This window comes from Mesorhizobium sp., from assembly GCF_024509055.1.
GTDB lineage: Bacteria > Pseudomonadota > Alphaproteobacteria > Rhizobiales > Rhizobiaceae > Mesorhizobium.
The window spans coordinates 1-26,382 of sequence record NZ_JANINM010000370.1 but is presented as its reverse complement, the minus strand read 5'-3'; the positions used below and the strand labels follow the sequence as shown (position 1 = coordinate 26,382).

The following is a 26,382-nucleotide window of genomic DNA, read 5'->3' as shown; positions in this document are numbered from 1 at the left end:
CGCGCATCAAGGCATGGATGGCGAAGAAGGAGGCGCGGATCGAATAGGCGGTGAGAACCACCGCAAGCGGTTTCGGCGTCAGGATCGAGCGGCAGAGGTCGGTGAGCGCCGGCAGGTCCTCGAACAATTGCCACACCTCGCCCTTGGGTCCGCGACCGTAGGCCGGCGGATCGAATAGCACGATGTCGTAGCGACTGCCGCGTCGCTCCTCGCGCTCGGCGAATTTCATGGCATCCTCGACGATCCAGCGGATCGGCTTGTCGGCGAGGCCGGCCATTTCCTGGTTCTCGCGCGCCCAGCCGATCGCCTTCTTCGACGCGTCGACATGCGTTACCTCGGCACCCGCGCGCGCCGCCACCAGCGACGCAAGGCCGGTATAGCCAAAGAGGTTCAGCACCTTGACCGGGCGCCTGGCAGCCTCAATCAGAGCAGCCATGTGATCCCAATGCGAGGCCTGCTCGGGGAAGACGCCGACATGGCGGAACGAGGTGAAGCGGCCGAGATAGTCGATGCCGTCATGCTTCATCGGCCAGGTTTCGCCGAGCGGTGCTTTCGGAAAACGCCAGCGGCCAATGCCTTCCTCGTCGGTGTCGCCGGTGAAGATAGCGTCGGCGCGCTCCCATTCCTTGGCCGGAAGGGCGCGTTGCCAGATCGCCTGGCCCTCGGGGCGCACGATGCGATAGGGGCCGTACTGCTCGAGTTTCTCGCCGGCGCCGCTGTCCAGCAGCGCATAGTCGGCGTTGGGCGCGACCTCGAGGATCAGCGGCAGCCGTTCCGCGGGCATCGGACCCTCGCGACGCGCAAGAATACGGGGCGCGGGTTTCGGCTCCTGGCGTTCCGCCGGCTTCGATTCGTGCCGCTCTGTGGGCTTCGCCAGAGGTCGTCCGGCCGGAGGCGCTTCGCGCTGGCGTGGCGGCTCCGCCCTGGCAGAGTGCGGGCGGCCGTCTCGGCGTTTATCCCGAAAAGATTTCAAGAAAGAGCATCTCCGGCGGTTCGGCCCGCTTCTGCCACAGCTCAACCCATCGGCGCAACAAAGGCTGACTAAACGCTGAGCCTTACCGCTGCCTTTGCCACGCAATGGCGCGGCTTCCGGCTGCGCCCCTGTGGCTCTATCCTGGATGGAGATGTCCCGCTCCGAACGCCTGCTCGACCTGATACAGATACTGCGCCGCCACCGCCGGCCGGTGAGCGGCCACATGCTTGCTGGCGAGATGGGTGTATCGATCCGCACGCTCTACCGCGACATCGCGACGCTGCAGGGGCAGGGCGCGCCGATCGAGGGCGAAGCGGGGCTCGGCTATGTGCTGAAGCCCGGCTTCATGTTGCCGCCGTTGATGTTCACGGATGAAGAGATCGAGGCGATCGTGCTCGGCTCGCGCTGGGTGGCAAAGCAGCCGGACAAACGACTGGCAGCCGCCGCGACGGATGCGCTGGCCAAGATCGCGGCGGTGCTGCCGGACGATCTGCGCGAGGACCTCGACGCCACCACTCTGCTCGTCGGGCCACAGTCGGGCAGCGTCGAGGCCATCGACCTTGGTGTGGTCAGGCAGGCGATCCGCGACGAGCGCAAGCTCGGCTTTCTCTACCGCGACGCGGATGGGGCGGCCTCTCAACGCCTGGTCTGGCCGTTCGCGCTCGGCTTCTTCGACAAGGTGCGGGTGATGGTGGCGTGGTGCGAGATGCGCCAGGATTTCCGTCATTTCCGCGCCGATCGTATGACCGATCTGACGGCGACGGACATTCGGTATCCTCGCCGCCGCCAGGCGATGCTCAAGGAATGGCGGGCGACTCTCGACAAGCCGGGGCAGAAGATTGCGAAGGATACCGCCGGCTGATTGCTGCTGCCAGAATCTGACAGCAGGGGCGGCTATGGTTTCCGAGGTTCAAACACCTTGGAGATCAGACATGACCACGCCCAATTTCGTCATCCTTTACGTCGACAGCCCGGAAAACAGCGGTGCCTTCTATGCCGAGCTGCTCGGACGCCAGCCGGTGGAGTCTTCGCCGACCTTCCAGATGTTCGTGCTCGACAAGGGCTTCAAGCTGGGCCTTTGGTCGCGCCACACCGTGCCGGCGGCCGGCGGAACGGCTGGCAGCGCCGAACTGGTGCTGGCTGTCGAGAACGCGGCCACGGTCGACGCCAATCATGCGGACTGGTCAAAGCGCGGCTTGAAGATCCTGCAGGCGCCGACGGACATGGATTTCGGGCGCACCTTCGTCGCGCTGGATCCCGACAACCATCGCCTGCGTGTCTACTGGCCCTTCGAGGGAGCGCAGGGATGAGCGCGTGTTGGATCGCGGTCGCATCGGCCGAGCATGTGCGGATCGGCCGCCGGGCCGGCTTCATGCAGGTCAACCATGGCAAGGCGGCGCCGCTCCGCCGCATCAGGCCCGGCGACGGCGTCTGCTACTACTCGCCCAGCATGAAGTTGGGCGAGAAGGACGGGCTCCAGGCCTTCACGGCCATCGGGACGGTCCGGCAGGGCCAGGTTTACCAGGGAGTCATGGGCGGCGGGTTCACGCCGGCGCGGCGCGATGTCGATTGGGCGGACGGCGAGGATGCACCGATCAAGCCATTGCTGGAGCGTTTGGACTTCACCGCCGGCAAGCCGAACTGGGGATACCAGCTCCGCTTCGGGTTGTTCGAGATCAGCGGGCACGACTTTCGCCTGATCGGCGAGGCGATGGGCGCGCCCCAGACCGCGGCAGCGGTTACTTGAGCGCCTTGTAGACCGCAATGCCGGCAGCAAGGTCTTCAAGCGCCGCGCCGACCGATTTGAAGAGAGTGATTTCGGTGTCGCTTCGCCGGCCGCTCTTCTCGCCACGGGCTAGTTCATGCAAGTCCGCGACGATGGCTTCAGGCTTGAGCAGACCGGAGGCCAGCGGCTGGACGATATCGCCGGCCTCTTTGGTCGCGCCGGCTCGCGTGTCGACATAGACGCGGGCGCGGGCAATCGCCTCGTCGTCGCTTTCGCGCATCGCCGGCGTGAAGCCGCCGACCAGGTCGACATGGGTGCCTGGCTTCAGCAGCGCGCCCTTGATCATCGGCGTGGCAGAAATCGTGGCGGACGAGATGATGTCGGCTTGGCCGAGCTCGGCATCGAGGTCGCCGGCGGTGCTCGCTGGAAGGCCCTCGGCGCGTAGCGCTGCCGCGACCTTCTCCGCGTTTTCCGGCGTGCGGTTCCAGATGCGGATCGACTTGACCGGCCTGACCGCCGAATGCGCCTTGGCAAGGAAGGGCGACAGCGCGCCGGCACCGATCACCAGCAACCGCGAAGCGTCCTCGCGAGCGAGATAGGACGCGGCAAGCGCCGAGGCGCAGGCCGTACGCCACTGCGTCAGCCGCTGCCCGTCTATCAATGCCTCCGGCTCGCCGGTCACGCCGTCCAGCAGAAGATAGAGACCCATGACCGCGGGCTTGCCGATGGCGTTGTTGTCCGGCGATACGGTGACGATCTTGACGCCGATATGGCCACCAGCCGAGGCCCCGGCTGCGTTGAAGTCGGTCCAGGCCGGCATCAGGAGCAGTGTCGAGGCCGCGCCGTCCGGCCGCTCGACGCCATGATGATGGCGAACAGGCTGCACGGCGCCTTCGCGGAACGCCGTGCGCAGCGTCTCGACCAATCCTGGAAAGGTGAGCGCCTTGTCGACCTCGGCGGCCGAAATGGTCAGCATGGAAGGCTCCGTGGAAGCGAGGCGCCGCGAGAGGTATCGTTCTTACGCAATTCCGGATGGGAAACCGCCAGTCGCTTTCCCTGGAATTGCATCAGTTGGTTGGCTTGGGCAGAACCGGTCCCTTCGGCGCCGCGGGCGCGCGGCTCACCGCCTGGCGCAGGTTCTCGACCTCGATGCCGTGCCGGCGCGCGAGCTTGCGGTAGCGCCCCTGTTTCACCCAGGTCGCCATGCTGCCTATCACCATACCGACGGCGAGCGCGATGAAGAGGTAGATGAAAAGCGGCAGCGTCAGCGTCAGCGCCGGATTGCCGGGATGGAACGGGTCCAGGGTGAAAGCGATCGGTCCGCGGTTGGCGACGGCGAGCGCGATCAGGATGACGGCCAGCGGCACAAAGACCACGACGAGCACGATGCGATTGAACATCAGATCTCCATGGAGAGTGAGTAGCGCGCCGGGATGTCGTTTTCCCGCCGACGCGGCGCCTATTTGCCGCCGTTCAGCCTTTCGCGCAACTCCTTGCCGGTCTTGAAGAACGGCACCCACTTCTCTTCGACATCGACGGATTCGCCGGTGCGCGGGTTGCGGCCGGTGCGGGCGGGGCGATTCTTCACCGAAAATGCACCGAAACCGCGCAGCTCAACCCTGTTGCCGTCGGCAAGGGCATCGGTGATCTCGTCGAAGATCGCGCCGACGATGTTCTCGACGTCGCGCAGGAAAAGGTGCGGGTTGCGCGCGGCAATGATCTGCACAAGCTCGGATTTGATCATGAGAACGTTCCCCGTAGACCGCTGCGGTCAAATTATCCGGATGATTTTATTGCCTTTTTCACTGGCCCCAAAAGGCGCATCAAGGGTGCCAGACCGAAACGAGACCGTCAAGGAACAAGCGGTCGGCTCCAAGCTCGTGAATGACGTCGCCGCCGGCGTCCGGCAAGCCCAGGGCTCCGGTGACGCCTTTCACCATCGTCTTGGAGAACAGGAAGCCACCGCGCCCTTCGGTATCTTTCCATTCGATCACCTTGAGCTTGCCGTCCACGCCCTTGGTCGCCAACCAGTCGATCGCTTCGGTTTCGCCGCCGACCGCGTCGACCAACCCGTTGGCAAGACCCTGGCGGCCGGTGAAGATCGAACCGTCGGCCAGCGCCAGCGCCTGCTCGTGCGTCATCTTGCGCCGCTCGGCGACGATGCCGACGAACCAGTCGTAGCTGTCGAGAATGAGCTTGCGCACCATGGCGCGCTCATCGTCGTTGGTGGGCTTGAAGGGCGAGGGCGAAGCCTTGAGCGGTGACGACTTCACCTCTTCCAGCTTGATGCCGAGCTTGTCCATGAGACCGCTGACGTCCGGGTATTGGATCAACACGCCGATCGAGCCGACGATCGAGGTCTTGCGAGCGACGATGTGGTCCGCGGCGCTGGCGATCATGTAGCCGGCGGACGCCGCCAGCGTGCCGACCTCGGCCACCACCGGCTTGTCGCCAGCCACCTTGCGCACTTCCTCATAGATCGACTCGCCGCCGACCGTGGTGCCGCCAGGCGAATCGATCGACAGGATGACGCCCTTCACCTGGGGCGACTTGCGGATCGTCTCCAGCCGTTTGATCAGTCCCTCGTCCTCGGTGATGGTGCCTTCGATCCTGACCTTGGCGATGTGGTCGACCGCTTGGCCGGTGAAGTCGCCGTTGTAGATCCAACTCGAGAAGCCGATCACCGCAGCCGCCAGAACCAGAAACACGGCCACGCGCCAGAACGTCAGCTTGCGGCGCAAGCGGCGTCGGTCGATCAGGTCGTCGGCTCTCATTGCCATTTTCAGCCTCGCAATCGGTGGAAGAGCAAGCTTTTAAAGCAAGCGCTCGCGCCGGGCTACCGTTTCCTGACGGTCTATCACCCAGCCTGGAGGTAAACGACAACCTCACGAAAAATTAACGCAGCCTGCCTGTATCTGCTATGAGTGCTGGCAATTCTACCGAATTCGTCCTAGTCGTGCGGTAGCAGCCGTCACAATTTTGCAGTTTTCCTCCGCTTGTGCTTGCGTGCGGGGGCCGGCATACCACCTATAGGCGGTGTTTGGCGGGCAAGGGCTCATTAGAAACAGTCATGTTAGCGCGATCTGACGAAACGAGCGGCGCCGGGAACGTGTTGTCTCCCGAGGTGCCGACCAGCACGCGGGGCGATGCTTTCGACCGCGCGCAAAGGCATTCGCGCCGTGTGCGTGTGCTGAAGTTTGCCCTGCCGCTGCTGGCAGCCGGCATAGCCATCGCCTTTCCGGTCTATTCTTATCTTGCCGCGCCGGTTTCGGTTTCGGTGCAGGCCGAGGGCAGCGCCTTCTCCAACGGCAAGCTGGTGATGGCCAATCCGAAGCTCAACGGCTTTACCAAGCTGAAACTGCCTTATTCGCTGACGGCGACCAGGGCGACCCAGGACGTCGGCCAGCAGGCGATCATCGACCTCGAAGGCATCGACGCCAAGTTGCCTGTCGCCGCCGACAATGTCGTGGCGGTCAATGCCGCGCACGGCATCTACAACCGTGACGCCAACACGATGGACTTGACCAGCGATGTCACGGTGACGACCACCGACGGGTTGGCGGCGAAGTTCAAATCGATCTTCCTAGACATGGGCAAAGGTTCTATGAAGACGGACAATCCGGTGGACGTCAGCCGTGGCGGATCACGCATCACCGCGGACTCGATGTCGGTCGAGGACAATGGCAAGGTCGTGGTCTTCGAAAACCGGGTGCGCGTCAACATCGAGCCGGCCGGCCTGAAGGCGGCAGAGGCAAAGAGCGGAGAGCAGAATGCGTCGCAGTAGTTCGGCAAGGCTTGCAGCGGCGGCCTCCATCATGCTGTTGCTGGGGGCGCCGGCATTTGCCCAGTCCGGCGCCAATAGCCAGATGTCCGGTCTGAAGCTGTCCGGCGACCAGCCGATCCAGATCGAAAGCGACAAGCTCGAGGTCCGGCAGGCCGAGAGCGCCGCGATCTTCAGCGGCAACGTCACCGTCAACCAGGGGCCGACTTTGCTCAAGGCCGGCAAGATGACGGTCTACTACGTCAAGGATGCCAATGCGCCCAAGGATGCCGCCGCCGGCGCTTCGGCGATGACGGGCGCCGCCAACATCGACCACCTGATCGTCGAGAACAAAGTCTATATCAAGTCGAACGACCAGATCGCCACCGGCGACACCGGCACTTTCGACATGAAGACGCAGGTGCTCGTGCTTTCCGGCAAGGAAGTCGTGTTGTCGCAGGGCGACAATGTGCTCAAGGGTTGCAAGCTCACCGTGCAGATGAAGAGCGGCCTCGCCAATGTGGAAGGCTGCGGCGGCCGCGTCATAATGTCGTTCACCCCTCAGAAGCAGGGAACGCCCCAGAAGCAGGGAGCGTCGAGCAACTAATGGCCGGCGTTACTTCGCTGCTTGCCCGTCTTCCGGGACGGGCGGCCGCAACGTCGGCTGCACCAGCCACAGTCGGCGCCGACAAATCCAAGTTCAAGGGCACCCTTATCGCCAAGGGCCTGACCAAGAGCTACAAGGGCCGCAAGGTTGTAAGCGGCGTGACGATCGGCGTCCGCGCCGGCGAGGCCGTCGGCCTGCTCGGTCCGAACGGCGCCGGCAAGACCACCTGCTTCTACATGGTGACCGGCCTCGTTCCCGTCGACGAGGGTTCGATCGAGATCGACGGCTTCGACGTTACCTCGATGCCGATGTACCGTCGCGCCCGCCTGGGCATCGGCTATCTGCCGCAGGAAGCGTCGATCTTCCGCGGCCTGAATGTCGAGCAGAACATCCGCGCCGTGCTGGAAGTGGTGGAAAAAAACCGCAAGGAGCGCGAGCGCACGCTCGACGAACTGCTCGAGGAATTCCACATCAGCCATCTGCGCAAGGCGCCCTCCATGTCGCTGTCGGGCGGCGAGCGGCGGCGTCTGGAGATCGCGCGGGCGCTGGCGACCAAACCGGCCTACATGCTGCTCGACGAGCCGTTCGCCGGCATCGACCCGATCGCCGTCGCCGATATCCAGCAGCTTGTGCGCCATCTCACGGCGCGCGGCATCGGCGTCCTGATCACCGACCATAATGTGCGCGAGACGCTCGGCCTCATCGACCGCGCCTATATCATCCACGCCGGCCAGGTGCTGACGCATGGCCGCGCTGACGAAATCGTCGCCAACGCCGATGTGCGGCGCCTCTATCTCGGCGAGGGCTTTACGCTCTGACGTGACATCTCCGCTTCTGCGGATTTTTCGCCCGATTTCTCGACATTCCCGGCAAAACCACCGCCAGCTAACGCTCCGGTAAGCCGGTGCTGCTAGCGTTTGCCTTGACAAGCAAAAGCCGGGCCAGTTTCTATGCCCGACCGAAAATTGTAATCCGATGCGTAGACGAGGCGTTTGAACCCCATCATGGCGCTGGCGGCCAAACTGCAGCTCAGACAGTCCCAGTCGCTGGTGATGACGCCCCAGCTGATGCAGTCGATCCGGCTGCTGCAGCTTACCCATGTCGAGCTCGAGCGTTTCATCGACGAGGAAATCGAGCGCAACCCGCTGCTGGAGCGGGCCGAGCCGTTAGACGACGCCGGAGGCGACCAGCCACAGAAGAGCGAGGTCTCTCCGGAGCCGGCACCGGAAGGCGACTGGTTCGAGGCCGAGACGCAATGGAGCGCCGAGGCGATTTCGGACAAGCTCGATTCTTCACTGGAAAACCTGTTTCCGGATGATCCCGGCACCAGCGAAAGGCTGGGTCCGGACCTTTCGGCGCAGTGGAAATCGGCAGCTGGCAGCGGTGGCGGGTCATCCTCGTCCGATGGTTTCGATGTTGGTGACATGGCTGCCACGGCGGTGACGCTGCGCGAGCATGTCGGCGAGCAGATCGCGCTTGCCTTCTCCAACTCCGCCGAGCGCCTGATCGCCGGTGAACTCGCCGACGGGCTCGACGAGGCCGGCTACCTGCGCGCCGATCTGGGCGAGATTGCCGCGCGGCTCGGCTCGGACGATGCCGCCGTGCAGCGTGTGCTCGGTGTCTGCCAGACTTTCGAGCCCGCCGGCCTGTTTGCCCGCGATCTCGCCGAATGCCTGTCGCTGCAGCTTGCCGTGCGCGACCGGCTCGACCCGGCGATGAAGGTTCTGGTCGCCAATCTCGAGCTGCTTGCGCGGCGCGATTTCCAGACGCTGAAGCGCCTCTGCGGTGTCGACGAGGAAGACCTTCTCGACATGCTGGCCGAAATACGGGCGCTCGATCCACGGCCAGGAACGGCTTTCTCAGGCGGTCCAAGCGATGCGATCGTGGCCGATGTCGAGGTGAGGGCAGCCAGCGACGGCAGCTGGGCGGTCGAACTCAACGCCGACACGTTGCCGCGCGTGCTTGTCGACAATGTCTATTTTGCCCGCATTTCCGGTCACGCTAAGGACCAGGCGGAAAAGGACTTTCTGGCCGAATGCCTGCAGAGCGCCAATTGGCTGACGCGCAGTCTCGACCAGCGGGCAAAGACCATCCTCAAGGTGGCTTCCGAAATCGTTCGCCAGCAGGATGCGTTCCTCGTCCATGGCGTGCGGCACCTCAAGCCGCTCAACCTGCGCACGGTGGCTGATGCCATCGGCATGCATGAATCGACCGTGAGCCGCGTCACCGCCAACAAATACATGCTGACGCCACGCGGCGTGTTCGAACTGCGCTACTTCTTCACGGCCTCGATCGCTTCGGCCGAAGGCGGCGAAGCGCATTCGTCGGAAGCCGTGCGCGACCGCATCAAGCAGTTGATCGACGAGGAAAGGCCTGTCGAGGTGCTGTCCGACGACGCCATCGTCGACATGCTGAGGGAGAGCGGCGTCGATATCGCCCGCCGCACTGTGGCCAAGTACCGTGAAGGCATGAACATTCCCTCATCGGTGCAGCGGCGGCGGGAGAAGCGGGCGCTCGCCAATGCTGGGCGCTAGGACGGGCCTCAATCCCCACCAGTGCGGCCTTTGACGAACTGGCGGATTTCCACAGTTTTCAAGCTTCATTGACAAGCCGCGGTGAAGTGTCTAGAAGCCCGCCCGCAAGAGCGGAGCGGTGATGCCCGCTTGCGAATGGGTCCGTCAAAGCAAGGCCACGGACGGCCAAGAAGGCGACTTGTGATCAACCGGAAAGTTCGGGTCTAAAATCGGCGCGCATGCCGCTGCGAAGCTTGTGCGCGCGCACCACGGGTATAAACTCGGGACAGTTTGAAGCCTGAGCAAGGAAGGTCAGTTTTCAGATGAATCTGCGCATTTCGGGAAAACATATGGATATCGGCGATGCGTTCCGCACGCGCATCAACGACCGTGTCGGTGAAGCGATCGAGAAATATTTCGATCGGGGTTTTTCAGGGCATGTCACCGTCATCAAATCGGGGTCGCGTTTTTCGGCCGATTGCATGGTCCGGCTCGATTCCGGCGCCTCTCTGCAGGCGACCGGCGACGCCCAGGACCCAACGCTCGCCTTCGAGGCCGCCGCCGATCGTCTCGAGACGCGGCTGCGCCGCTACAAGCGCCGGCTGAAGTCCCGCAATACCGGCAATGGCAATGGCGAGGAACCGACCGACATCGCCTATACGGTGATGGCGCCGCTCGCCGATGACGAGGAGGAGATCCCCGAGGATTTCGCCCCGGTCATCGTCGCCGAATCGACCATGACGCTGCGCACCATGTCGGTGGCGTCGGCCGTCATAGAGCTCGATACCAGCGACAGCCCGGTCTTCGTTTTCCGCAACGCCGGAACCGACCATCTCAACATCGTCTACCGCCGGCCTGATGGCAACATCGGCTGGATCGATCCGTCGACGACCAAGGTCGCTCAGGGATAAGAAAGCCAGCCGCGCGAGGGGACGACGACTGGCGCGGCAGGGCGAGCAAGGGATTTTTCAAGCATGGATCTCAGCGATCTCATCAGCGTTCCGGCGATCATGCCGGCGTTGAAGGCGAATTCCAAGAAACAGCTTCTGCAGCTGCTGTCGGAGAGGGCGGCGACGATATCGGGGATTCCGGAGCGGGAAGTGTTCGACACCATCCTGCAGCGCGAGCGGCTGGGCTCGACCGGTGTCGGCAACGGCATCGCCATCCCGCATGGCAAGCTCGCGGGCGTGAAGCGCATCGCGGGCGTGTTCGCCAGGCTGGAAACGCCGGTCGATTTCGAGGCGCTCGACGACCAGCCGGTCGATCTGGTGTTCCTGCTGCTCGCGCCGGAAGGCGCAGGCGCCGACCACCTCAAGGCGCTCTCGCGCATCGCGCGGGTCCTGCGCGATGCCGATACGGTGGCCAAGATCAGGGGAACGCGCGACGCGCTGGCAATCCACGCGCTCTTGTCGGACACGCAGGCCTCGCACGCGGCCTGAAGCTTTTCGGGATAAATCCTCCAAGGGCCGCCGCAAGCGGCCCTTTCCATTTCAGACACGTCCCGTCGAGGAAGACGGGATGCCAGGCTTAATGGATCGCGACCGTGGTCAGGTCGTTTTCCATTGCTCCGGCCAGCGCCCGGTCACGGGCATCGGAAAGCAGGATCGGCTGGCCGTTGGCGGCAAACAGCGCCCACAGTTCCAAGCCGGGGGCGATCTCGTCCAGGCCAGGGAAGCGGCCGCGCAGATCGTCGCTCGAGACTTTCCTCAGATATGCGACCGAACCTTCGCCGAGATGGGCGAGTTCGCCGCTGGTCATGGTCAGGGTTTCGTCAGTTCTGGTCATTTCAAGCCTCCTTGGCGCGAGGACGCCACATCCGGCCGTCCCGCATTAGAGCCATCGGCAAAGATCAGTCTTTCACCGATATGTTTATTTTCCGTACCAGCCTCTCGGCCTCCGGCCGGTCGAGATCGATCGACAAAAGGCCGTTCTTCAGCTCCGCGCCAATCACCCGCATGCCGTCGGCCAGCACGAAGCAGCGCTGGAACTGACGCGCGGCGATGCCGCGGTGCAGGAACTCGCGCTCGGTGTCGTCGGTCTGACGGCCGCGCACGACCAGCTGGTTTTCCTCCGTAGTGACATCGAGATCGCTTTCCGCGAAGCCCGCGACGGCCAGCGTGATGCGCAGCCTCTCGGCATTGCCGTCGGCCCCGCTCAGGCGTTCGATGTTGTAGGGAGGATAGCTGTCGCCCGACTTCGCCAGACGCTCAAGGGTCTTTTCCATGGCGTCAAAGCCCAAAAGAAGCGGGCTGGAGAAGGGCGTCATTCGGCTCATGTTACACTGTCCTCTCAAGAGCGACATAAAGTGGAAAAACCCGGCTGGCATTTTTCCCGATGGTCTTGATATGGTCCGCCGCGCGATCAAGTTCAAGCCGCTGAATCTGGATGACGTTTCGTTGAATCGCCATCCTTCTTAAGCTTCTTCGTTGGAGCATGAATCTTGTCCGAAAACCGGTTGCCACTTTTGCGGTCGCTGACCTTCGGTTCGGGATCATGCTCAAAAAATCCGCCCAAAAAGACTCCAAGAAGGAATTGAAATGCCCCAATCCCGTAAAATCATCATCGATACGGACCCCGGCCAGGACGATGCCGTCGCCATCCTCCTGGCGCTCGGCAGCTCTGAGCTGGAGATCCTCGGCATCACCGCCGTTGCCGGCAACGTGCCGCTGAAGCTGACCCAGAACAATGCGCGCAAAATTTGCGAGCTGGCCGGCCGGCCCGACATCAAGGTCTTTGCCGGCGCCATCCGCCCGCTGGCGCGCACGCTCGTCACCGCCGAGGAGGTGCACGGCAAGACCGGCCTCAACGGGCCGCAGTTGCCGGAGCCGACCATGCCCCTGCAGGAACAATATGCCGTCGACTTCATCGTCGAGACGCTGATGCGCGAGGAAAGCGGCACGGTCACGCTCTGCCCGCTCGGGCCGCTCACCAACATCGCGCTGGCGCTGATCCGCGAGCCGAGGATCGCGCCGCGCATCAAGGAAATCGTGCTGATGGGCGGCGGCTTCTTCGAGGGCGGCAACGTCACACCGGCCGCCGAATTCAACATCTATGTCGACCCGCAGGCCGCCGACCTGGTGTTCAAGTCGGGCATTCCGATTGTGATGATGCCGCTCGACGTCACCCACAAGGCGCTGACGACCTCCAAGCGCATCCAGGCCTTTCGCCAGCTCGGCACAAAGGTCGGCACGGCAACGGCCGAAATGCTGGAGTTCTTCGAGCGCTATGACGAGGAGAAATACGGCACCGACGGCGGGCCGCTGCACGACCCGTGCGTGATCGCCTATCTCATCAAGCCTGAACTGTTCAAGGGCCGCCACTGCAATGTCAGCATCGAGACGGCGTCGGAACTCACGATGGGCATGACCGTGATCGACTGGTGGGGCGTCACCAAGCGCGCCAAAAACGCCACGGTGATGCGCTTCATCGACCATGACGGGTTCTTCGCCCTGCTGGTGGAGAGGCTGGGACGACTCAACTAGTCGTCAGGACGAACCAGCTAGCGCCGGCATCTGTCGAGCAATCGATAGGTGTCGGCGCCTCGCTATGGTGCTGGCGCTCTATCAGAATGAGAGAACCGGCAGGGCTCATTCCGGAAATCGGTAGAAGATGAAACCGTTGTCTCGCGTGACACGCTCGAGCGTGACGGTTGAACCGACCAAGCGTGGACGATTGTCAGAAACCAGCACCGTCGAACCATTATCGAGGAACAGTAAATATTGGATCAGTTGACCCCTACCTTGACCGCTTCTAACCATCGCGCCGACATGCTCGACCGAGCGGATCGGGCTGGCGTCATTGGTCCATTTTTGTGGATCGATGAGCAACAAAACCGCGGACAACGCGACGATCAGCGCAACGCCGGCCGCGTGCACTTTCCTATTCTCGACAGTCCAAGACACCGGCACAAATCCCCAACTGCCAACTTCTAAGTGGTGGAGGGAAGGCCAACTTTCAATTTGGTTCCCGAGTTTCGTGCTGGTTGCGTATCGAGCCCCCGACCGCCGTCACTTCGCCTTCGAAAATGCCAGCCAAAGTCCGCCGCCGACGAGAAAACTGCCGCTGATGCGCGACATCAGCCTGACGCGGCTGGCCGACAGCAGCCGCCCGGCGCGGCCGGCGGCAAGAGCGTAGGTCGAGTCCGACATGGCGGCGAAGATCATCGCCGTCAGGCCCATGACCACGATCTGCAGCGTGTAGTTGCCCTGCGGGGCGATGAACTGCGGGAAGAAGGCGCCGAAGAAGACCAGCGTCTTGGGATTGCTGATCGCCACCAGGAAACCCTGCAGGAAGAAGCCGCCGCGCGGCTTGCGGACCGATCCGTCCGGGTTCAGCGCGCCTTTCGAGCGGAACATCTGCACGCCCATCCAGATCAGGTAGGCGGCGCCGATCAGCCTGACCCATTCGAACCAGTGGCCCATGCCCGCGATCAGCGTGTTGAGGCCGATGCCGACGATGGCGATCGTGATGGCAAGGCCGGCCTGGGTGCCGGCGACATTGGCGAGCCCGGCGCGCGAACCGTGGCGGATGCTGTTGGCGATGATGAGCGTGACCGTCGGTCCTGGCACCAGCATGATGACGACGCAGGCGACAACATAGGCGGCGTAAAGTTCGAGCGACATGATCTTCCTGGCTCCCTGCCTCGATCGACGGGGCAAGCGTAGAATGCACAGGTTTTGAAACAAGCCAACGAAAATAGTTGCAGCGCTGGCCTATACCACTTCGGCGGAAGTCTTTCCGAGGCGAATTCACCCCGTGATATGTTTGTACAATACCGATCGCTTCGCGAATGCTAGACCTTCACCATGCAGTGCAGGGAGAAGACCATGGACGCGCTGGGCCAGGACGAGAGGGCGACCTATTTCACCGCGCCGGTGGGCGGGGTCGAGTGCCTGTCCGCGACCTTCAAACGCCATCGCTATCAGCCGCATTCGCACGATACCTTCGTCGTCGGCACGCTATGGCGTGGCACGGGCACCATCTTCATCCGCGGGCGCAATCATGCGGTTCGCGCCGGCGATCTCACGCTCTACAACCCTTTCGAGGTTCATGACGGCGCGCCGGCCAATGACGGGTTCAGCTACCGCGTCAGCTATCCCACGGCCGCGCTGCTGCGCGAGATAGCTTCCGAAAGCACCTCGCTCGACCGAGCCGGCACGCCGACCTTCCGCGAACCGATCGTGCATGATCCGCGGGGTGCGGCGCTGTTCTTCGCCGTGCATCGCCTGTGGGAAGAAAAATGCACGCCCATGGAGGCTGAGGAAAAGCTGCTTGCCGCCTATGTCTACTGCCTGTCGGTGCATGCCGGGGTGCGGTTTCCGCATGCAGGAAGCGAACGCGGACCTGTCGCCCGCATCGTCGAGCTTCTGTCCGAGCGGTTCGCGGAGCGGCTGACGCTGGATGACCTGGCCGCCGAGGCGCGGCTGTCGCGGCAGCGGCTGATCCGCGCCTTCCACCGCCGGACCGGGATGTCGCCGCACGCCTTCCTCATCAATCGCCGGGTCGATGCGGCCAAGGCAATGCTGCGGAGCGGCCTCGACCCGCTGTCGGTGGCGATGGCCACGGGCTTCAGCGACCAGGCGCATCTGACGCGCATCTTCAAGGCGCGTGTCGGCGTGCCGCCCGGAGCCTATCGCGCGGCCTTCGCCGCCTGAACCGATCAACCAATCCTGCAACGAGCGCGGCGCTTCAGGCCGCAACGATGGAGCACGCCGATGGACAAGCGCATTCCCGAACCCTTCCGCATCAAGATGGTCGAGCCGATCCGCATGACCGACCGCGCCTTCCGCGAGGCGGCGCTCGCAGAGGCCGGGCTCAATCCGTTCCTGCTGAGGAGCGAGGATGTCTATATCGATCTTCTGACCGACAGCGGCACCGGCGCGATGAGCGATCGGCAATGGGCGGGTCTGCTGCTCGGCGACGAAGCCTATGCCGGCAGCCGCAACTTCTATCGTCTCGCCGAGACGATCGAGCGCCTGTTTGGTTACCCTTACACGATCCCCACCCATCAGGGCCGCGGCGCGGAGCAGATCGTGTTTCCCGAACTCGTCAAGCGCCGCGGTTCCAAGGCGCCGGTATTCCTGTCCAACTACCATTTCGACACGACCAAGGCGCATGTCGAACTCGCCGGCGCCAAGGCCGTCAACGTGCTCACGAAGGCCGCCAACGACACCGCCCGCCATGACGACTGGAAGGGCAATTTCGATCTTGATGCGCTGGCTCTCGCGATCGAAACGCATGGCGCGGCGAATGTGGCCGGCATCGTCGCGACGGTGACCTGCAACAGCGCCGGCGGCCAGCCGGTGTCGATGGCCAATTTGAGAGCAGCGTCGGAGCTGGCGCGGGATCAGGGCATCCCGATGGCGATCGATGCCACGCGGTTCGCCGAGAATGCCTGGTTCATCCAGCAGCGCGAGGACGGTTATGGCGATCGGTCGATCCGCGACATCGTGCGCGAGATGGCATGCTACGGCGACCTGATGACGCTTTCGGCCAAGAAGGACGGGCTGGTCAACATTGGCGGCTTCTGCGCCTTCCGCCAGGATGCCGACCTGTTCCGGGCAGTGCAGGTGCGCTGCGTGCCGATGGAAGGCTTCATCACCTATGGCGGACTTGCCGGCCGCGACATGGAGGCGATTGCCATCGGCCTGGAAGAGGCGGTCGAGACCGACTATCTCGCATATCGTATCGGGCAGGTTGCCTATCTTGGCGAGAGGTTGCGGCGGGCGGGTGTGCCGATCCAGTATCCGACCGGCGGGCACGCAGTCTTTGTCGATGGCGCCGCGCTGCTGCCGCACATTCCCGCCGACCGTTTCCCGGCGCATGCGCTGGCCTGCGAGCTTTACCTGGAGGCGGGCGTGCGTGCCGTCGAGATCGGCTCGCTGATGCTGGGCCGCGACCCCATCACCGGGAAGCAGGAGAAATCGCCGCTTGAACTCCTGCGCCTCACCATCCCGCGTCGCGTCTACACCAACGACCAGATGGACTATATCGCTGACGCGTTGATCGCGGTCGCCAGGCGGGCAAAGACCATCCGCGGCCTTGACTTCGTCTATGAGCCGCCGATCCTGCGGCACTTCACGGCGCGGTTCCACTGGGCCGAAACCCCAGCTCCTGTGCAATCGACGGAGATGGCCGAAGCATGAGCCCCGCGGTCAAGAGGTTCCTGGAAGAGCGCGGCGCGCGATATGCCGTCGAGACGCATGCGCCGCTCATCTCGTTCGAGGACGCCAGGACGATTCTGTCGTTGGATCCGGAAAAGATGGTCAAGGGCCTGACTTTCGCACGGCCCGGCGGCTTCGCCATCGTCGCGTTGAGGGCGGCGGATCGGGCCGATTACAAGAAGATCGCCGACGCGCTCGGATTGCGCCGGGCCGATCTGTGGCTCGCCGACGCGGAACTTGTGCGCAAGGAACTTGATATGGAACAGGGAGGCATCGTGCCCCTGCCCATCGCCAGCGCTCGCGTGTTGATCGACAGGGCGGTGCTCGGACTGGATGAGATCATCTGCGGAACGGGCCGCAACACGGCGACATTGATCATCGAGCGTGACGTGTGGCTCGGCGTCGCCGATGGCGAGGTCGGCGACTTCGCCAAGGCCACTCCGGCCACGGCGGCGTAAAGTTCAGTCTGCTCCCGCGGGCCAGGGCAGCGTCGCCTCATAGGCGGCGCCGGCCCTCAGCACGTCGAGGTCGCCGCGCGGACGGCCAATCAGTTGCATGCCCATCGGCCGGCCTTTTGCGTCGAAGCCGGCCGGCACGTTGAGCGCGGGACAGCCGCCGAGCGTGGCAAAAGCGGAGACTTGCATCCAGCGGTGGTAGCTGTCCATGGCACGCCCGGCCACCTCGCGCGGCCAGCGGGTCGAGACGTCGAACGGAAAAACCTGCGCGCTGGGCAAGGCGATCAGGTCGAAGCGCTCGAAAAGGGACAGCAGCGTCCGGTGCCATGAGGAGCGCCGGACGCTCGCGGCATGGACCTGCAGCGCCGTGAGGCGCATCGCCTGTTCCACTTCCCAAATGGCCTCCGGCTTCAGCAGCCCGCGCTTTGCCGGATCGTCGTAATGCGCCTTCAGCCCGCAGCCGCTGCTTGCCTGGCGCAGCGTCACGAAGGCCTGCCACAGTGCCTCGAAGTCGAATTCCGGCACTAGCGCTTCGGTTGCGAATGACGCATCCGCGAAACGGGCGAGGGCGGCCTCGCACAGGTCGAGAACGCCTGGCTCCATCGGCAGGTGGCCGCCGAGATCGCCCAGCCAGGCGATACGGCCGCCGGAAGCTTTGGTACGCAAGCCTTCGAGGAACGGGTCCTGCCTGTCATGCGACAGCGGCGCATGCGGATGATAGCCGGCCTGTTCGTCGAGCAGCAGCGCTATATCGCTTACACTCCTCCCCATAGGGCCTTCGACACCCATCTGGGCGTGGAAAACATCGAACATCGGCCCGGCGGGGACGAGTCCCTGCGAGGGACGAAAACCGTAGACGTTGTTGTAGGCGGCCGGGTTGCGCAACGAGCCGCCGAAGTCGCTGCCATCTGCGATGGGCACCATGTCGAGCGCCAGGGCCACAGCCGCGCCGCCGCTCGAGCCGCCGGCGGTAAGCGCGGGATCGAAGGCGTTCAGCGTCGGGCCGAAGACTGGATTGTAGGTGTTGGAGCCCAGGCCGAATTCCGGAACATTGGTTTTGCCGATGATGATGGCGCCGGCGTCTCGGATGCGCTCGACGAAGAAATCGTCCTCATCAGGAACGAAATCGGCGAAGATCGGCGAGCCGAAAGTGGTCCTCAGGCCCTTGGTCAAGGCCAGGTCCTTGATGGCGATCGGCAGGCCGAACAGCGATCCCGCTTCGCCGCCGCGCGCCAGATGCGCATCGGCACGGTCTGCTTCGGCCAGGACATCGTGGCGCTCGCGCAGCGAGACGATGGCGTTGACCAGCGGGTTCACGGCCTCGATGCGATCGAGGAAGGCGGTGATTACTTCACGCACCGACAGATGCCGTTGCCTGATCCTGGCGGCGAGCTCAACGGCGGAGAGGCGGCAGATGTCGCCCGCCGTGGGCACGACGTGCTTAGTGGAGGGGCGCATGGCTGTCACCGGGCAGCCGCCAGGGTTTCATCGACATCCCTGGCCAGTGGAATTGCCGGCTGCGCACCGGGCTTCAGGCAGGCGAGAGAGCCGGCCGCGGCGGCGCGGGTCAGCGCCTGCTGCAGCGAAAGGCCCGACGACAGGCCGGCCCCGAAATAGCCGCAGAAGGTGTCGCCGGCGCCGACCGTGTCGACCGGCGTGATCTTCAGCGCCGGAACGGCAAGCAGCTCATCCGGGGTCGCCGCCAGCACGCCATCGCCGCCGAGCGTGACGACGATGACCCGTCCAGTCTTGCGAGCGTAGTCGCGCATCCGCGCCTGCCGGTCGCGTCCGGAAAGCGACAGCGCCTCGCCATAGAGGTCGAACTCGGTTTCGTTGGCCACCGCATAGTCAGCCTTGCCTAGGAAGCCGGCAGCCTGGGCAAGGAAGGGCGCGGTGTTGAGCACGCTGACGGCACCCGCCGCGCGGGCGGCGTCGAGCGTGGCCTCGACCGTCCGCAGGGGAATCTCGTGCTGTAGAAGCACGACGTCGCCTTTTTTCAGGAAGGCTTTGGCGATGTCGGCAGGCAGGACCGAATCATTGGCGCCCGGCACCACGGCGATCACATTCTCGCCGTCGGCGCCGACAAGGATCAGCGCGGTGCCGGTCGAAGCGGCGCTCTGGCCTACGCCGGACAGATCGACATTGCCGGCCTTGAGCAAAGCCAGCGCGTCCGCGGCAAAGCTATCCTTGCCGACGGCGCCGACCATGCGGACCTGAGCGCCGGCGCGTGCCGCGGCCAGCGCCTGATTGGCGCCCTTGCCGCCCGGAGCGGTGACGAAGCCCGAGCCGCGCACGGTCTCCCCAGGCCCCGGCAAGCGGTCGACATTGGCGATAAGGTCGAGGTTGATCGAGCCGACAACGATAATCAAGAAAGGTCTCCTGCCGAACCGTCAGCTCCCGATTGTTTGCCGACGCGTCCCAAATATCTGCTTTTACACAAATCCACACGGAAATCGCGAGGCGTCTGTCGTGGAATTGACGGTCGCGCGGGAAGCTAGCCGCAAAGGCTGCCGGTTGCCAGATCATGCCGGCCGTTCGGGCCGTCGGCCCACAGCATCATTCGCAAAGGACCGTCACCGTCCCCTGATAGTTGCCCGCCGGGAAGATGCCGGACGATTTCGTGGCGGTGAGGTCGACCTGGAGTGAATGAGTTCCGTTGGAAACGCGCTGTGGCGAACTGCCGGGATTGTCGACGCCAGAGCCGTCGAGGCGGAAGACGCTGGCAAAGGTGACGTTGGTGTTGCCGCCGCTTGGCGCGGAGGTGAAGGCGGCCGGCGCGGGCGCAGAAACCGAGTAGCAATCCAAAAGGTCAAGCAATGTGCAAAGCAGCGAGCTCGCGGTGATCGTGGCAGTTGCGCTTGAGCCGCCCGACTGCTTGGACCCGAAGATGCTGATCGCAGGGTTCGCCGCCATCGTTCCCGTGCTGCCGACCATGATCGTGCAGGTGCCAACGATCGCCGCGCCCGCCGGCGAACAGAGGCCGCCAAGGACGGCGACGGCAAGCAGCGCGCTGCTACTGCTGGGTCTTCTTCTTTTTCTTGCCATCGTTTCCGCCCCGCAGGCTCCAGCCTTCGTCGGCCCATGCGGGCGATTTGGTCGAAGCCGTAGTTCCCGGGCTCGCGGTCTGGCCGTCAGGGGCCATGCCCATCTTCAAAAGCCGCAACTCCATCTGCAGTCGCTCGACCTCGAGCTCGTAGAGGCGGCTGCAATCCAGTCGCTTCGGCGTCCGCCCGATCGGGATGACGACGCGGCCATAGGTTGCGACGCTGTTGTTCGACTGGTCGTTGCCCCTGATAACGCCGAGATCGACATAGGCGCCGCTGCCCGATACGGCGGAGCGACAGGTGGTGCCGTCGGAGGCATGCACCTCGTCCTGCCCCTGGGGCAATGTGACGCCGGGCAAATTGAAACCGGTCTCATTCTGGTTGAGATTGTAGACATCCACCGCCTGCGCGGGGGCGCTGCCTGCCCAGGCGGCCGCAAGAGCGAGCGTCAGAACTTGCGATGCCCGAAAAACTTTCCGCATATCTGTGCCCTTATCTGCGTCTGCTCGCTTGGAAAGGGGATACTCTCGGTACAGATACGCACTTTACGATCAGTCGCGCCGTCGAACGGAACGATCACCAAAACGGGGCGTGATGCCTGGCCCGCCAGCAGAAAAACGCTCGGCGTGACCTTGGCCTCGACGGGCTGAAAGTCCTGATCGTAGACGTGAACCTCGACGCGAATTCGCTGGTCGTAAGGATTGCCGGGAAAGACCCGGACGGCGAAGGCGTCGGTGAAGGACCTGACCTCGCCCCGCATCGGCGTCATCGACTGGGCGGCGGCCGTGAGGGGAGCAAGACCGGTGGCAAGTGACGCGATGAGTATCCAAATCTTTGTCATCGACCGCTCCATCGACAATTATTCGCAGCGCAGCGTCACGGTTGCCTGATAGTTGCCGGCGGAAAAGCTGTTGGTGCCGCCTTTGGTGCCGCCAAGATTGACCGCGACCGTGGAAGTGCCGGGCACTGTGAGCGCCGTCGCGGTGCCTGTTTCTGCAATCGTCTGCGCTCCACTGGTGGCGAAGGTCGGCGTCCATGTGGTGGTTGTGGTGTCGCTCGTAGGCACGGTGGTGGTCGTGACCGGGTCAACGCTCAGCGTGACGCCACCAGTTGTGACAACCTGGACACTGCCGGCGGAGCCGCCGGCATTATGAGAGCTCAGCGATTGAAGATTGTTGCTGACGGTCATGGTGCCGTTGGAGTTGACCGTCAGCGTGCAGGTGGCGGTGATCGTGCCGTTGAAGAGGACATTTGCGGTGGTGGCCGATGCGGTCTGTGCGCCACCGGCGACCAGCAATACCGCTGCCATTGCGGCTCGCAGGAAATTCATTGGATACCCCTCTTTCGAACCGGACTGGACGGCTCAACATCGGGGCATCATCTCTTTATCATGGTTAATTTAGCGTTAAATTAAATAATATTGGCAAGCAACTATAAAGCAAAACCGGCGAAACCATAGGTTGTCGCCGGTTGCAAAGTCTAAAAGATAGGCCGGTTTGTTGAAGTAGTATTTGTGTATATTTCGATCTTCGGTTTTTTGCAACAAGCGGCTTAAAAAACGATGTTTCAGGAGGCCACCTGGCCGGCTTCCCAGCCGAGAATGGCGCGCTTGCGCGTCAGGCCCCAGTGGTAGCCGGTCAGCGCGCCGGACTTGCCGAGGGCGCGGTGGCAGGGCACGACGAAGGACATCGGGTTGGCGCCGACCGCCGCGCCGACCGCGCGGCTTGCGGTCGGATGGCCGATGCCCTCCGCGATCGAGGAATAGGTGCAGGCCCTGCCCATCGGGATGCGCAGCAGCGCTTCCCAGACGCGCACCTGGAAGTCGGTGCCGATCATCACGACGCGCAGCGGCTGGTCGGCGCGCCAGTGCTCCGGGTCGAACACGCGCGCCGCATAGGGCTGAGTGGCCGACATGTCCTCGACGTAATCGGCGTTCGGCCAGCGGCCGGACATGTCGGCGAGGGCTGCCCGCTCGCCGCCCGGATCGCAGAAGGCCAGGCCGGCAAGACCGCGGTCGGTGACCATGACCAGGGCGATCCCGAAGGGCGAGATGTGGTAGCCATAGCGGATAGTGAGGCCCGCGCCCCTGGTCTTGTAATCGCCCGGCGACATTGCCTCATGGGTGACGAAGAGGTCGTGCAGCCGGCCGGGGCCGGACATGCCGAGTTCGAACGACGTCTCGAGCAGCGGCATGCCGGAATCCAGCAGCTTGCGGGCATGGTCCAGCGTCACCGCCTGCAGGAAGGCCTTGGGCGAGAGGCCGGCCCAGCGGGTGAACAGCTTCTGCAGGCCCGTCGGGGTTTCGCCGACTTCCTCGGCCAGGACCTCGAGCGAGGGCTGATCTCGATAGTCGAGGCTGATCTTCTCGATGGCGCGACGCACGATCTCGTAGTCGCTGCCTTCGGGTGTGATGTCGTTCTGAAGGACTGCTGTGGTCTTGAGAGTCATTTGAGCGTTCATGGGTCTATCTCCTTGAGCGTGAATATCGTCCTTACGCATCGTGATCACCACCCGAAACTTGCCTTCTCAGCATCCTATTCCACATAGGATTGGCTTTGATGGAAGGAGAGCCAATGGCCGGCGAGAAAATACACCTCACCAAGGAAAAAGAGACACTGCTCATCACCCTCTACGGCAAGGCGCTGGAGAGCCGGCGGCCGCATTCGCGGCTCAAGGATCGCTTCGCGGAAGAGGCGGTGCGCACCGTCGACTATGATTTCTCCCGGCTCAAGGTCGACGACAACCTGGCGACCGGCCTCGCAATCCGCGCCAGCACACTGGACGAATGGACGCGGGCCTTCCTTGCCCGCCACGCGGACGCGGTGGTGCTGCATCTCGGCTGTGGGCTCGACACGCGTGTGTTGCGCGTCGATCCGCCGGCAGGCGTCGACTGGTTCGATCTGGACTATGCGGAAGTCATCGAGCCCAGGCGCAAGCTCTATCCCGCCCGTGACGGCTATCACCTGATTGCTTCGTCCGTCACCGCGCCGGGCTGGCTGGATGCGATACCGCGCGATCGGCCCACGATGATCGTGGCGGAAGGGCTGACGCCCTATCTTCCCGCCGAGGAAGGGCCACGGCTCTTCTCACGGCTTATCGGGCATCTGGCCGGGGGAGAGCTGGTCTTCGATGCCTACAGCCGTTTCGGCCTGAAGATACTCAGGCTCAACCCGTCCTTTCATGCAACAGGCGCGGAGGTGCATTGGAGCATCGAGGACCCGCGTGAACTGGAGCGTGCCGTGCCGGGTCTGCATCTGCAGGAAGATGTCTCCGCCTACCGTCCCGAGCACGCCGCCAACATGAGCTTGTTCGCGGGCCTCATCATCCGCATGTGGCAATATGTTCCGGCGCTGCGGAGGATCGGCCGGCTGCTACGGTATCGGTTCTGAAGAAAGCTCAGCGCGCCTTGGCGGTCGCCAGAGCGCGCGAAAAGGCGGTAGCGAAGCTTTCGCGGTCGTCGGGATTGAGGAAGCCGCCGATCGGAACACTCTCGCCCTGCGCCTCCACCGCCATCCTGGTGATGCCGATCTCGGAATGGCGCGCAATCGAAAACCGTGTCCAGAACGGGTTGAAGTGGTGGTCCTCGAAGCGACCGGAGGGCGCTGTCTTGCGGATGTCGAGGCTGGTGCGCGAGACCGAAATTTCCTCGCGGGCGCGCGCGGCCCGGTAATTGACGCGGAAAGCAATGTAGACGCCGATCACGTCCAACCCGAAGAAGCCGAAGACTGGCCAGGCGCCGTGCGCCAGGAAGATCGCGCCGGTCACGGCCCAGCCGAACATCAGCGCGCCCATGAGGATCAGAAAGCCGGTGCGGCCGAGGGACCGGTGAGGGGTCAGCAAGGCCTGGAAGAATGGCTCGTCAGCCTGGAACGAGGCATTTGTATCGCTCATGAGGGAATATTATAGGAAGGGAATGGCAGCTCCCAAGTCCAAAAAATCCCTACCCGTCAAAAAGCCATCCGCATCCGCCGCCAGCGATGCGAAACCGGCGGCGCGGCAGCGCAAGCGCGGACCGCGCTCGCTATACACTCCTGCCGAGGTGCACGAGATATTCCGGCGCTTTTCGGTGCAGCGGCCGGAGCCGAAAGGCGAACTCGACTACGTCAACGCCTTCACGCTGCTGGTCGCGGTGGTGTTGTCGGCGCAGGCGACCGATGCAGGCGTCAACAAGGCGACAAGGCCGCTGTTCGCGGTGGCCGACACGCCGCAGAAGATGCTGGCGCTCGGCGAGGCCAGGGTCGGCGACTATATCCGCACCATTGGGCTCTGGCGCAACAAGGCCAAGAATGTCATCGCGCTGTCGCGGGCATTGATCGACGACTATGGCGGCAGGGTGCCGGAAGACCGCGACGAACTGGTCAAGCTGCCCGGCGTCGGACGCAAGACCGCCAATGTCGTGCTCAACGTCGCCTTCGGCCTGCATACGATGGCCGTCGACACCCATATATTCCGCATCGGCAACCGGATCGGACTGGCGCCGGGCAAGACACCGGAGCAGGTGGAGCAGGCGTTGTTGAAGGTCATCCCGGTCGAATATATGCGCCACGCGCATCACTGGCTGATCCTGCACGGCCGTTACGTCTGCAAGGCGCGCAAGCCCGATTGCCCGGCCTGCGTCATCGCCGATATCTGCAAATCCAAGGAGAAGACGACCGACGTACCGGCGCCACTGGTGCCGATCTCGCCTTTGGAGGAAGCAGCGCTGGCTGAAGTTCAGTAGCCGCCATAGCCGCGCGCCATGGCGGCGGCGAAGACCGGGATCAGCAGGAAGATGATGCCCTCGGCGCGGACATAGTTCTTCACCGAGGCAAGCTCCCCCTGGGGCACCGAGAAAGCCGGATTGCCGTTCGCCTGCCTGCTCCAGGATATGAAGCGCACCGTCGGGATGATCGACAGCAGGCCGACGATGATGAACGCCACCATCTTGGCCCAGAACACCCAGTTGTAGACGTAGAACTCCCAGCCCTTCAGTCCGAAGAACACCCGGCAGATGCCGACAATGACGATCAGCGCGGCGATGATGCCATAGTGGCGATCGATGCCGGCAAGGCGCCTTAGCGTCGCCGCGGGCAAGTCGCCGCGCACCAGCACGAATTCGGCGCCGATGATGCCTGCGAGCGAGAACACCAACAGGTGATGAGCGATCGCCAACAGAAGGTCGGTGGTGTCCATGCTGTCTCCTTCAGCGCCTTGTCCGCACAGTAACATCGTCGGGTGAAAATCCCATAGGCCGGGCATCTCGACTCTGGAGGGTGGCGGCGGCTGTCCTGGCCCTTGTTCAAGCTTCCTCGTTTGCTAAATGCGCAGGACTTGAAAGGACAAATTCCATGAGCATTAAAACGGAAGCCGGCGTGCCGGTTTTTGAGACGGCGCGGACAATCCTGCGGCCGCACCGGCTGGGCGATTTCGAGACCTATGCCGCCATGTGGGCCGAGCCCGCCGTCACCCGCTTCATCGGCGGCAAGCCGCGCACCCGCGAGGAAAGCTGGATGCGCTTCCTGCGCCATGCCGGGCTCTGGTCGCTGCTCGGCTATGGTTTCTGGGCGATCGAGGATAAGGCAACAGGCCGGTTCATCGGCGAGGCCGGCTTCCACGATCTGAAGCGTGACATCCAGCCGTCGCTCGAGGGTGTGCCGGAAGCCGGCTGGGCGCTGGCTTCGGTCGCGCAAGGGAAGGGGCTCGCCAGCGAGGTCGTGGGCGGGGTCGTGGCCTGGGGCGACGAGGCTTTAGGGGAGGCGAGGACCGTCTGCATCATCGATCCCGAGAACGGCGCTTCGCTGAAGGTGGCCGAGAGGAACGGTTATCGCGAAATCCTGAGGACCACTTATCACGACAACCAAACGATCCTCCTGGAGCGCCAGGCGGGATCGCGGAGCGGAAGCGTTTAACCGGCCTTGCGGCGCAGGGTGTGCGCCACACTTTCCCAGGCATCGGCCGTTGCGCCTCGCGTGGCCCGGCCGCCGCGGAAGACCATCGTTTCGTCGAACGGCTGCGGTCTGGCAATCGCATAGCCCTGCGCGTGGTCGACGCCGATTGCCTTCAAGGCCTCGATGATGCCGTCGCTTTCGACGAATTCGGCGATGGTGCGTTTGCCCGTGACCTTGCCAATGTGATGGATCATCTCGACCATCGCCCGGTCGA

At 63.7% G+C, this 26,382-nt stretch carries 35 protein-coding genes; 16 read left to right on the top strand and 19 right to left on the bottom strand.

Annotated elements, in window-relative coordinates; genetic code table 11:
• The coding region (locus tag Q0L57_RS16850) for a class I SAM-dependent rRNA methyltransferase (RefSeq protein WP_296744286.1) at positions 1 to 973 on the bottom strand (973 nt) is incomplete at its 3' end.
• A gap of 151 nt (positions 974 to 1,124) precedes the next feature.
• Between Q0L57_RS16850 and Q0L57_RS16845 the strand changes: the two genes are divergently transcribed.
• The 3 genes from Q0L57_RS16845 to Q0L57_RS16835 all read left to right on the top strand — a co-directional run bounded on the left by Q0L57_RS16845 (position 1,125) and on the right by Q0L57_RS16835 (position 2,720).
• The gene (locus Q0L57_RS16845) at positions 1,125 to 1,835 is read left to right on the top strand and encodes a YafY family protein (protein ID WP_296744285.1); all 711 of its coding nucleotides are present in this window, start codon (positions 1,125 to 1,127) and stop codon (positions 1,833 to 1,835) included.
• A 70-nt stretch (positions 1,836 to 1,905) separates the two neighbouring features.
• A complete protein-coding gene (locus Q0L57_RS16840) occupies positions 1,906 to 2,283 on the top strand; it encodes a VOC family protein (protein WP_296744284.1) in 378 nt (125 codons plus the stop codon).
• The gene (locus tag Q0L57_RS16835) at positions 2,280 to 2,720 is read left to right on the top strand and encodes an EVE domain-containing protein (RefSeq protein ID WP_296744283.1); all 441 of its coding nucleotides are present in this window, start codon (positions 2,280 to 2,282) and stop codon (positions 2,718 to 2,720) included. The genes Q0L57_RS16840 and Q0L57_RS16835 overlap by 4 nt, the downstream gene beginning before the upstream one ends.
• Here the strand turns inward: Q0L57_RS16835 and Q0L57_RS16830 are convergent.
• The 4 genes from Q0L57_RS16830 to sppA form a co-directional block, all read right to left on the bottom strand.
• Positions 2,713 to 3,675 (bottom strand): ornithine cyclodeaminase family protein, encoded by a 963-nt coding sequence (locus Q0L57_RS16830; protein WP_296744282.1) that lies wholly within the window; start codon positions 3,673 to 3,675, stop codon positions 2,713 to 2,715. The genes Q0L57_RS16835 and Q0L57_RS16830 overlap by 8 nt on opposite strands.
• A gap of 91 nt (positions 3,676 to 3,766) precedes the next feature.
• The gene (locus Q0L57_RS16825; RefSeq protein ID WP_296744281.1) at positions 3,767 to 4,099 is read right to left on the bottom strand and encodes a LapA family protein; all 333 of its coding nucleotides are present in this window, start codon (positions 4,097 to 4,099) and stop codon (positions 3,767 to 3,769) included.
• Positions 4,100 to 4,158: 59 nt separating this feature from the next.
• Positions 4,159 to 4,443, bottom strand: a complete 285-nt coding sequence (locus Q0L57_RS16820; RefSeq protein ID WP_296744280.1) for an integration host factor subunit beta — start codon at positions 4,441 to 4,443, stop codon at positions 4,159 to 4,161.
• 79 nt (positions 4,444 to 4,522) lie between these two features.
• Positions 4,523 to 5,479 (bottom strand): signal peptide peptidase SppA, encoded by a 957-nt coding sequence (gene sppA / locus Q0L57_RS16815; RefSeq protein ID WP_296744279.1) that lies wholly within the window; start codon positions 5,477 to 5,479, stop codon positions 4,523 to 4,525.
• A gap of 290 nt (positions 5,480 to 5,769) precedes the next feature.
• Between sppA and lptC the strand changes: the two genes are divergently transcribed.
• From lptC to ptsN, 6 genes are all read left to right on the top strand, one after another.
• A complete protein-coding gene (gene lptC / locus Q0L57_RS16810; RefSeq protein ID WP_296744278.1) occupies positions 5,770 to 6,483 on the top strand; it encodes an LPS export ABC transporter periplasmic protein LptC in 714 nt (237 codons plus the stop codon).
• Entirely contained in the window at positions 6,470 to 7,066 is a 597-nt protein-coding gene (locus Q0L57_RS16805; protein WP_296744277.1) for an LptA/OstA family protein, read from the top strand. The genes lptC and Q0L57_RS16805 overlap by 14 nt, the downstream gene beginning before the upstream one ends.
• Complete coding sequence (gene lptB / locus Q0L57_RS16800; protein WP_296744276.1) at positions 7,066 to 7,884, top strand: LPS export ABC transporter ATP-binding protein; 819 nt, start codon at positions 7,066 to 7,068, stop codon at positions 7,882 to 7,884. Before Q0L57_RS16805 ends, lptB begins: the two co-directional genes overlap by 1 nt.
• A gap of 186 nt (positions 7,885 to 8,070) precedes the next feature.
• Positions 8,071 to 9,600: an RNA polymerase factor sigma-54 gene (rpoN, locus tag Q0L57_RS16795; RefSeq protein WP_296744275.1), complete on the top strand. Its 1,530-nt coding sequence runs from the start codon at positions 8,071 to 8,073 to the stop codon at positions 9,598 to 9,600.
• Positions 9,601 to 9,902: 302 nt separating this feature from the next.
• Entirely contained in the window at positions 9,903 to 10,490 is a 588-nt protein-coding gene (gene raiA / locus Q0L57_RS16790; protein ID WP_296744274.1) for a ribosome-associated translation inhibitor RaiA, read from the top strand.
• Between the two features lie 63 nt (positions 10,491 to 10,553).
• Positions 10,554 to 11,018: a PTS IIA-like nitrogen regulatory protein PtsN gene (gene ptsN / locus Q0L57_RS16785; protein WP_296744273.1), complete on the top strand. Its 465-nt coding sequence runs from the start codon at positions 10,554 to 10,556 to the stop codon at positions 11,016 to 11,018.
• A gap of 88 nt (positions 11,019 to 11,106) precedes the next feature.
• Here the strand turns inward: ptsN and Q0L57_RS16780 are convergent, their stop codons facing one another.
• Together Q0L57_RS16780 and Q0L57_RS16775 are read right to left on the bottom strand one after the other, a co-directional pair.
• Entirely contained in the window at positions 11,107 to 11,364 is a 258-nt protein-coding gene (locus Q0L57_RS16780) for a DUF1150 family protein (protein WP_296744272.1), read from the bottom strand.
• 64 nt (positions 11,365 to 11,428) lie between these two features.
• Entirely contained in the window at positions 11,429 to 11,854 is a 426-nt protein-coding gene (locus Q0L57_RS16775) for an Hsp20 family protein (protein WP_296744271.1), read from the bottom strand.
• 262 nt (positions 11,855 to 12,116) lie between these two features.
• Between Q0L57_RS16775 and Q0L57_RS16770 the strand changes: the two genes are divergently transcribed.
• Positions 12,117 to 13,061 (top strand): nucleoside hydrolase, encoded by a 945-nt coding sequence (locus Q0L57_RS16770; RefSeq protein WP_296744270.1) that lies wholly within the window; start codon positions 12,117 to 12,119, stop codon positions 13,059 to 13,061.
• 105 nt (positions 13,062 to 13,166) lie between these two features.
• Here Q0L57_RS16770 and Q0L57_RS16765 read toward each other — a convergent pair whose 3' ends face one another.
• Positions 13,167 to 13,454 carry a hypothetical protein gene (locus Q0L57_RS16765; RefSeq protein ID WP_296744269.1) on the bottom strand — a complete coding sequence of 96 codons (288 nt, stop codon included), beginning with the start codon at positions 13,452 to 13,454 and terminating at the stop codon, positions 13,167 to 13,169.
• A gap of 132 nt (positions 13,455 to 13,586) precedes the next feature.
• Positions 13,587 to 14,201, bottom strand: a complete 615-nt coding sequence (locus Q0L57_RS16760; protein WP_296744268.1) for a LysE family translocator — start codon at positions 14,199 to 14,201, stop codon at positions 13,587 to 13,589.
• Positions 14,202 to 14,405: 204 nt separating this feature from the next.
• Between Q0L57_RS16760 and Q0L57_RS16755 the strand changes: the two genes are divergently transcribed.
• Genes Q0L57_RS16755 through Q0L57_RS16745 form a run of 3 tightly spaced genes read left to right on the top strand, consistent with a single transcriptional unit; the run spans position 14,406 to position 17,200 of the window.
• Positions 14,406 to 15,233, top strand: coding sequence for an AraC family transcriptional regulator (locus tag Q0L57_RS16755; protein WP_296744267.1), 828 nt, complete (start codon positions 14,406 to 14,408; stop codon positions 15,231 to 15,233).
• A 60-nt stretch (positions 15,234 to 15,293) separates the two neighbouring features.
• On the top strand, positions 15,294 to 16,724 hold the full coding sequence (locus tag Q0L57_RS16750) for a tryptophanase (protein WP_296744266.1): 1,431 nt from the start codon (positions 15,294 to 15,296) through the stop codon (positions 16,722 to 16,724).
• Positions 16,721 to 17,200 (top strand): aminoacyl-tRNA deacylase, encoded by a 480-nt coding sequence (locus tag Q0L57_RS16745; RefSeq protein WP_296744265.1) that lies wholly within the window; start codon positions 16,721 to 16,723, stop codon positions 17,198 to 17,200. Before Q0L57_RS16750 ends, Q0L57_RS16745 begins: the two co-directional genes overlap by 4 nt.
• Positions 17,201 to 17,203: 3 nt before the next feature.
• Here the strand turns inward: Q0L57_RS16745 and Q0L57_RS16740 are convergent, their stop codons facing one another.
• The 7 genes from Q0L57_RS16740 to Q0L57_RS16710 form a co-directional block, all read right to left on the bottom strand.
• Positions 17,204 to 18,655 carry an amidase gene (locus Q0L57_RS16740; protein WP_296744264.1) on the bottom strand — a complete coding sequence of 484 codons (1,452 nt, stop codon included), beginning with the start codon at positions 18,653 to 18,655 and terminating at the stop codon, positions 17,204 to 17,206.
• A 5-nt stretch (positions 18,656 to 18,660) separates the two neighbouring features.
• Positions 18,661 to 19,566: a ribokinase gene (locus Q0L57_RS16735; protein WP_296744263.1), complete on the bottom strand. Its 906-nt coding sequence runs from the start codon at positions 19,564 to 19,566 to the stop codon at positions 18,661 to 18,663.
• A 187-nt stretch (positions 19,567 to 19,753) separates the two neighbouring features.
• Positions 19,754 to 20,242, bottom strand: a complete 489-nt coding sequence (locus Q0L57_RS16730) for a hypothetical protein (protein WP_296744262.1) — start codon at positions 20,240 to 20,242, stop codon at positions 19,754 to 19,756.
• Complete coding sequence (locus Q0L57_RS16725; protein ID WP_296744261.1) at positions 20,211 to 20,723, bottom strand: hypothetical protein; 513 nt, start codon at positions 20,721 to 20,723, stop codon at positions 20,211 to 20,213. The genes Q0L57_RS16730 and Q0L57_RS16725 overlap by 32 nt, the downstream gene beginning before the upstream one ends.
• Complete coding sequence (locus Q0L57_RS16720; protein ID WP_296744260.1) at positions 20,690 to 21,082, bottom strand: hypothetical protein; 393 nt, start codon at positions 21,080 to 21,082, stop codon at positions 20,690 to 20,692. Before Q0L57_RS16720 ends, Q0L57_RS16725 begins: the two co-directional genes overlap by 34 nt.
• 18 nt (positions 21,083 to 21,100) lie before the next feature.
• The gene (locus Q0L57_RS16715) at positions 21,101 to 21,571 is read right to left on the bottom strand and encodes a hypothetical protein (protein WP_296744259.1); all 471 of its coding nucleotides are present in this window, start codon (positions 21,569 to 21,571) and stop codon (positions 21,101 to 21,103) included.
• A gap of 236 nt (positions 21,572 to 21,807) precedes the next feature.
• Complete coding sequence (locus tag Q0L57_RS16710; protein ID WP_296744258.1) at positions 21,808 to 22,701, bottom strand: methylated-DNA--[protein]-cysteine S-methyltransferase; 894 nt, start codon at positions 22,699 to 22,701, stop codon at positions 21,808 to 21,810.
• Between the two features lie 113 nt (positions 22,702 to 22,814).
• On the opposite strand from Q0L57_RS16710, the gene Q0L57_RS16705 reads away from it, so the two are divergent.
• Positions 22,815 to 23,630 (top strand): class I SAM-dependent methyltransferase, encoded by an 816-nt coding sequence (locus Q0L57_RS16705; RefSeq protein ID WP_296744257.1) that lies wholly within the window; start codon positions 22,815 to 22,817, stop codon positions 23,628 to 23,630.
• A 7-nt stretch (positions 23,631 to 23,637) separates the two neighbouring features.
• Here the strand turns inward: Q0L57_RS16705 and Q0L57_RS16700 are convergent, their stop codons facing one another.
• On the bottom strand, positions 23,638 to 24,132 hold the full coding sequence (locus tag Q0L57_RS16700; protein ID WP_296744256.1) for a DUF2244 domain-containing protein: 495 nt from the start codon (positions 24,130 to 24,132) through the stop codon (positions 23,638 to 23,640).
• Positions 24,133 to 24,154: 22 nt separating this feature from the next.
• Here Q0L57_RS16700 and nth point away from each other — a divergent pair, with 22 nt between their 5' ends.
• Complete coding sequence (gene nth / locus Q0L57_RS16695) at positions 24,155 to 24,961, top strand: endonuclease III (protein WP_296744255.1); 807 nt, start codon at positions 24,155 to 24,157, stop codon at positions 24,959 to 24,961.
• Here nth and Q0L57_RS16690 read toward each other — a convergent pair.
• Positions 24,955 to 25,413 (bottom strand): DUF2214 family protein, encoded by a 459-nt coding sequence (locus tag Q0L57_RS16690; protein WP_296744254.1) that lies wholly within the window; start codon positions 25,411 to 25,413, stop codon positions 24,955 to 24,957. The genes nth and Q0L57_RS16690 overlap by 7 nt on opposite strands.
• A gap of 155 nt (positions 25,414 to 25,568) precedes the next feature.
• On the opposite strand from Q0L57_RS16690, the gene Q0L57_RS16685 reads away from it, so the two are divergent.
• On the top strand, positions 25,569 to 26,129 hold the full coding sequence (locus Q0L57_RS16685) for a GNAT family N-acetyltransferase (RefSeq protein WP_296744253.1): 561 nt from the start codon (positions 25,569 to 25,571) through the stop codon (positions 26,127 to 26,129).
• Here Q0L57_RS16685 and Q0L57_RS16680 read toward each other — a convergent pair.
• Positions 26,126 to 26,382: EAL domain-containing protein (locus tag Q0L57_RS16680; RefSeq protein WP_296744252.1), on the bottom strand; the 257-nt coding region annotated here is incomplete at its 5' end. The genes Q0L57_RS16685 and Q0L57_RS16680 overlap by 4 nt on opposite strands.